This is a genomic window from Billgrantia bachuensis, from assembly GCF_011742165.1.
GTDB lineage: Bacteria > Pseudomonadota > Gammaproteobacteria > Pseudomonadales > Halomonadaceae > Halomonas > Halomonas bachuensis.
Window position 1 is genome coordinate 46,278 of record NZ_JAAQTO010000065.1, and the last position, 6,034, is coordinate 52,311.

4 protein-coding genes and 1 pseudogene are annotated in these 6,034 nt (G+C 61.7%); 4 read left to right on the top strand and 1 reads right to left on the bottom strand.

Annotation, left to right across the window (positions count from 1 at the left end; translation table 11 throughout):
* The first annotated feature begins 421 nt into the window (after positions 1 to 421).
* Both HBJ55_RS21445 and ilvN read left to right on the top strand, forming a co-directional pair.
* Positions 422 to 2,146, top strand: coding sequence for an acetolactate synthase 3 large subunit (locus HBJ55_RS21445; protein ID WP_167120069.1), 1,725 nt, complete (start codon positions 422 to 424; stop codon positions 2,144 to 2,146).
* Positions 2,146 to 2,637 carry an acetolactate synthase small subunit gene (ilvN, locus tag HBJ55_RS21450; RefSeq protein WP_104205163.1) on the top strand — a complete coding sequence of 164 codons (492 nt, stop codon included), beginning with the start codon at positions 2,146 to 2,148 and terminating at the stop codon, positions 2,635 to 2,637. The genes HBJ55_RS21445 and ilvN overlap by 1 nt, the downstream gene beginning before the upstream one ends.
* Positions 2,638 to 2,698: 61 nt before the next feature.
* Here ilvN and ilvY read toward each other — a convergent pair whose 3' ends face one another.
* Positions 2,699 to 3,586, bottom strand: coding sequence for an HTH-type transcriptional activator IlvY (gene ilvY, locus HBJ55_RS21455; RefSeq protein WP_167120072.1), 888 nt, complete (start codon positions 3,584 to 3,586; stop codon positions 2,699 to 2,701).
* 178 nt (positions 3,587 to 3,764) lie between these two features.
* Between ilvY and ilvC the strand changes: the two genes are divergently transcribed.
* Both ilvC and pssA read left to right on the top strand, forming a co-directional pair.
* Entirely contained in the window at positions 3,765 to 4,781 is a 1,017-nt protein-coding gene (gene ilvC, locus HBJ55_RS21460; RefSeq protein WP_167120075.1) for a ketol-acid reductoisomerase, read from the top strand.
* 149 nt (positions 4,782 to 4,930) lie between these two features.
* Positions 4,931 to 5,789: pseudogene (gene pssA, locus HBJ55_RS21465) on the top strand (CDP-diacylglycerol--serine O-phosphatidyltransferase).
* The last annotated feature ends 245 nt before the right edge of the window (positions 5,790 to 6,034 follow it).

Below are 6,034 nucleotides of genomic sequence, written 5' to 3' on the forward strand. Positions count from 1 at the left end.
TGCCGGCGGGCTTTTTTACGCTGCGGCATGCTCGCGATCGCACTACGGTTGACACTTTCGCTAGGCTGTTGGAATCTTGAGCGTTCCTGATTTGCGGGCGCGGATTCCTGCGGGCAACCCCCCATCCCCGCGCGAAGGGTGGGCCGTTTTGGCCTCTACCCGCCGAAGGACTACCGGAATGCGGTCAACCACCGCTTCTGGCCAATGCCCCGACGCGGCAATCCGCCGTGATAGGGTACTGCTGATTGTCTTGCGTATGCAGCAATCGGTGGTTCCCGAAGAGAGTGCAGGCCCCAACAGGGCTAAATGCCAGGGTTTGGCATCAGGTGTCGGCCTCGCCGACAGCGGCATACCGCCGCACTCGAAACCGTGCCCGTCATGGGCTCGGATCGCACTCGAGACCTCCAGGGGAGATACACAAGTGGAATTGCTTTCCGGCGCGGATATGATCGCCCGATTCCTGCAGGATGAAGGCGTCGAATACATCTATGGCTATCCGGGCGGCGCGGCACTGCATATCTACGATGCACTGTTCCGCCAGGACAAGGTCAAGCACATCCTGGTTCGCCACGAGCAGGCGGCCACCCATGCCGCCGACGGCTATGCCAGGGCCTCAGGCAAGCCCGGCGTGGTTCTCGTCACCTCCGGCCCGGGGGCCACCAACGCGGTTACCGGCATCGCCACCGCCTACATGGATTCGATTCCCATGGTGGTGCTGTGCGGGCAGGTGATGAGCCACCTGATCGGCGACGACGCCTTCCAGGAGACCGATATCATCGGCGTGACCCGCCCGATCGTGAAGCACAGCTTCTCGATCAAGCATCCGACCGAGATTCCGGAGGTGTTGAAAAAAGCTTTCTACCTGGCCGCGACGGGGCGCCCCGGGCCGGTGGTGGTGGACATTCCCAAGGACATGACGGCGCCCACCGAGCGCTACGAGTACGTCTACCCGAAGAAGGTCAAGATGCGCTCCTACAACCCGGTGGCGCGGGGGCACACCGGCCAGATCAAGAAGGCCGTGGAGATGATGCTCAAGGCCAAGCGGCCGGTGTTCTACACCGGGGGCGGGGTTATTACCGGGCGCGCCTGTGAGGGCCTGACCGATCTGGTCAAGCGCCTCGACTATCCCATCACCACCACGCTGATGGGCATCGGCTCCTATCCGCAGAGTGATCGCCAATGCCTGGGTTGGCTGGGCATGCACGGCTCCTACGAGTCAAACATGGCCATGCACCATGCCGATCTAATTATCGCGATCGGTGCGCGTTTCGACGACCGCGTGACCAACAACACGTCCAAGTTCTGCCCTACCGCCAAGATCATCCACGTCGACATCGACCCCAGCTCGGTGTCGAAGACGGTGCGTGCCGATGTGCCGATCGTTGGGCCGGCAGCCAGCGTCATCGACGAGATGATCAGCCTGGTACAGGGCAAGGAGATCGCTCATCCCGAGGCGCTGACCGAGTGGTGGCAGAAGATCGACGGCTGGCGCGAGGAACGCCGCGGCAAGCTCTACGAGCCGTCGAAGCCGGGCGAGCAGCTCAAGCCGCAGGAGGTGATCGAGGCGCTATGCGAAGTGACGCGCGGCGAGGCGTACGTAACCACCGACGTGGGCCAGCACCAGATGTTCGCGGCGCAGTACTACAAGTTCGACAAGCCCAACCGCTTCATTACCTCGGGCGGGCTCGGCACCATGGGTTTCGGCTTTCCCGCGGCCATGGGTATCAAGCAGAACTTCCCCGAGGAGCAGGTGATCTGCGTCACCGGTGAGGGCAGTTTCCAGATGATGATGCAGGAGCTCTCCACCTGTAAGCAGTTCGGTGGCGGCGTCAAGATCATCAATCTCAACAACGCGTCGCTGGGCATGGTGCGCCAGTGGCAGGACCTCAACTACAAGTCGCGCCACGCGCACTCCTACATGGAGTCGCTGCCGGATTTCGCCAAGCTGATCGAGGCGTATGGCTTCACCGCGCTGCGGGTGGAGACGATGGACGAGCTACGCCCGGCGCTGGAACGCACCTTCGCCGACAAGCACGAGCTGGTATTCGTGGATGTCATCGTCGACCCGCGCGAGCACGTTTATCCGATGCAGGTGCCCCTGGGCTCCATGCGTGACATGCTGCTGTCCAAGACGGAGCGGACCTGATGCGCCATATCATCTCGATTCTCATGGAAAACGAACCGGGCGCACTGTCTCGCGTGGTAGGGCTGTTCTCGCAGCGCAACTTCAACATCGAGACGCTCAACGTGGCGCCGACCGAGGACCCATCGCTGTCGCGGCTGACCGTGACCACCGTGGGCGACGATCGTGTGATCGAACAGATCACCAAGCACCTCAACAAGCTGATCGACGTGATCAAGCTGGTCGACCTTACCGAGGGCAACCACATCGAGCGCGAGCTGATGCTGGTGAAGGTCAAGGCCTTGGGAGCGGCACGCGACGAGGTCAAGCGTACCGTCGACATCTTCCGTGCTCAGATCGTCGACGTGACGCCGAGTCTCTATACCGTGCAGATCACAGGCGACGCCTCCAAGCTCGATGCCTTCCTGCAGGCCATGGGGCCGGTGGGGATTCTCGAGGTGGCGCGGACCGGCGTGTCCGGCATCGCCCGGGGAGACAAGGTTCTCAGCCTCTGATCTCAGTTGTCTGCAGGATCGACAAGCCGCCTTTCGGGGCGGCTTTTTCTTGGGTTCCGACCTAACGTTCCTCGACCTCGTCCCACAGCGCCTGAATCAGCGGGCTCTTCAGCTGTCGGTTGAGCACACACAGGCCGACGTCGTAGTGGGGCAGCTCGGGTTTCACCGATAGCACTCGCACCCGCTCGGCGAGCGGGCTGTTATCGAGCACGATCTTCGGCACAACACCGATGCCGAAACCCAGCCCCACCATGCTGACGATTGCTTCGTGACCGGCCACCTGGGCGTAGATGGTCGGCGCCACGCCCAGCGCTCGGAACCACGTATCGGCATATTCCCGTGACAGTCCCGCTTCGGAGAGAATCATCGGTACGGCTCGCCACTGTTCCGCGGAGGGGGAAGTAGGCGTTGCCGGAATCCACGGTGCCTGCTCCACCGGGGCGATAAATACCAGCGGCGAGCGGGTCAATGACTTGAAGACCAATCCCACCGGCGCGCTGCGCGGTCGGGGCGTAATCGCCATGTCCTCCTCGCCGGCGAGCACCCGATTCATCGCCTCAGCCGGGTCGCCGGTATGCAGCTTGAGCTCGATGCGTGGGTGGTGCAAACGGAAGTCGCTGAGCAAGTCGTAGAGGAAGCTGTAGCTTGCTGTGACCGAGCAGTAGATGCTGATCTCGCCGGCAAGCTCGCCGGCCTGGCTGCTCAGCGTATGGCGCAGCATTTCCCACTGGGCCAGCGCCTCGCGCGCATAAGCCTGAAAGACCAGGCCTTGGCGAGTCAGGCTGACATGGCGGTTGTCGCGGACGAACAGCGGGGCATCAAGACTCTCCTCGAGCTGTCGGATGGTGCGGGAGAGCGTCGAGGGGCTGACGTGGCACAGTTCGCTGGCCCGGCCGAAGTGCAGCGTGTCGGCCAGAGTAAGAAACTGCTTGAGGGGGCGCGTGTCCATGTCCGGATTATTGCATGATTCGGCACGTGACGTTGCAAATATCGCGTTTTACGCAACGTTGCTCAGGCGTTAAGGTGAATTCATCGAATGACCCGAATCCCAGCGCCGCGACAGACGGCGCGGGTGGCCATCAACGCTGACACCAACTTCACCGACTTTCGTTACCAGGAGCACCAGCATGCGCGTTTACTACGACAAGGACTGCGACCTCTCCCTCATCCAGGGCAAGAAGGTCACTATCGTGGGCTACGGTTCACAGGGCCATGCCCACGCCAACAACCTCAAGGAGTCCGGCGTCGACGTCACCGTCGCCCTGCGTTCGGGCTCTTCCTCAGCGGCCAAGGCCGAAGGGGCCGGCCTCAAAGTCGCTTCCGTCGAAGAGGCATGCAAGAGTGCCGACGTGGTAATGCTCCTGGCGCCGGATGAGAATCAGAAGGCGATCTACGAGAACCAGGTCGAGCCGAACCTGAAGGAAGGCGCCACGCTGGCCTTCGCTCACGGCTTCAACATTCACTACAACCAGATCGAGCCACGCCGCGACCTCGACGTGATCATGGTCGCCCCCAAGGCGCCGGGCCACACCGTGCGCTCCGAATTCGTCAAGGGTGGCGGTATCCCCGACTTGATTGCCATCCATCAGGACGCCTCCGGCAGGGCCAAGGAGCTCGCACTCTCCTACGCCGCGGCCATCGGCGGCGGTCGCAGCGGCATCATCGAGACAACCTTCAAGGACGAGACCGAGACCGACCTGTTCGGCGAGCAGGCCGTACTGTGCGGCGGTGCCGTGGAGCTGGTCAAGGCCGGCTTCGAAACCCTGACCGAGGCCGGCTACGCTCCGGAGATGGCTTACTTCGAGTGCCTGCACGAGCTCAAGCTGATCGTCGATCTGATGTATGAGGGCGGCATTGCCAACATGAACTACTCCATCTCCAACAACGCGGAGTATGGTGAGTACGTGACCGGCCCCGAGGTGATCAACGAGCAGTCTCGCCAGGCCATGCGCAATGCACTCAAGCGCATCCAGACCGGCGAGTACGCCAAGATGTTCATTCAGGAAGGCAACACCAACTATCCGTCGATGACCGCGCGTCGTCGCCTGAATGCCGAGCACGAGATCGAGCAGGTGGGCGCCAAGCTGCGCGGCATGATGCCGTGGATTGCTGCCAATCAGCTGGTCGACAAGACCAAGAACTGAGCCGTCTTATCGTTGTGATCATGCTGGGGCGCGGACTTCCGCGCCCTTGTCGTATCTGGCTGACAGCCGCTTCGCTTTTCGACTCGGCAGCACCGTGTAGAATGAAGGCAATACATAGAGTGGCCCCATTCTGGCAACGGATGAGACGAATGAGTCAGGATTCCCGCAATACCGAGCACGACATCCAGCGCGATGACGCCCAGGCAGATCCTGCCGCCTGCAAGGACGAACGAGCAGAGGAGGAGGATCTGGCCGCTGCCTTCGTGCGCGAAACGGAGGTGGTGGAGGAGTCGATCGAGGATGGCAAGAAGGTCAGGCGCAGGGGGATCTACCACGTCGGCCCTGTTTGCCGGGTTCTTCTCGGTGGTAGCAGGGATCAATGGAGATTTCACCGCGGCAGCGGTGGCCATTTTCATTGCCATGGTGCTCGACGGCCTGGATGGTCGCGTGGCGCGTCTGACTAATACCCAGAGTGCCTTCGGGGCCGAGTACGACAGCCTTTCCGATATGCTCTCCTTTGGCGTAGCGCCGGCGTTGGTGTCATTCACCTGGATTCTCCAGGATATCGGCAAGACTGGCTGGGTCGTGGCCTTTCTCTACGTTGCCTGCGCGGCGCTGCGTCTAGCACGCTTCAATGTGCAGATAGGGAGCGTCGACAAGAAGTGGTTCATTGGGCTGCCCAGTCCCTCCGCAGCGGCCTTCGTGGCGGCAAGCGTATGGACTTTTCATAGCTTCGACGCTGAGGCATTCGGTTTCAAGCTGCTGATGCTGATCGTCGTGGCTGCTGCCGGAGTGCTGATGGTGAGCAATATTCGTTACTACAGCTTCAAGGATGTCGACCTCAAGGGGCCCGTGCCCTTCGTGGTGCTGCTGGCCATCGTGCTTGGCTTCGTGGTGATTTCGGTCGAACCCTCCGTAATGCTGCTGCTGCTGTTCGGCACCTATGTAGCTTCCGGGCCGACGCTGGCCGTCATGCGCAAGATGAAGCCTTCACCTCCGGAAGGGTGAATGTGCCCCCCATGCAGCGCCCGCCATGAGCGGGCGTTATCGTCTCTGGGGCAGCGTAGATTCGTCCACAGGCGCTCGCCTGCGAGCGCCTGTGGATAGCGCTGCCGTCATCGAATCTTCATGAGCTTGCCGTCATTCTGAAACTTTTTTACAAGCGGCCCTTGCAGAGGCGCGGGGAAAACCGTAAAGTACGCATCCGCTGCCGGCGACGGGCAACGTAGCCAGCGGTGGGAAGAGTGGTAAGT

Coding starts and splice junctions, on each gene's coding strand:
- ilvC (WP_167120075.1), top strand. CDS start 3,765: ATGCGCGTTTACTACGACAAGGACTGCGACCTCTCCCTCATCCAGGGC.
- ilvN (WP_104205163.1), top strand. CDS start 2,146: ATGCGCCATATCATCTCGATTCTCATGGAAAACGAACCGGGCGCACTG.
- ilvY (WP_167120072.1), bottom strand. CDS start 3,586: ATGGACACGCGCCCCCTCAAGCAGTTTCTTACTCTGGCCGACACGCTG.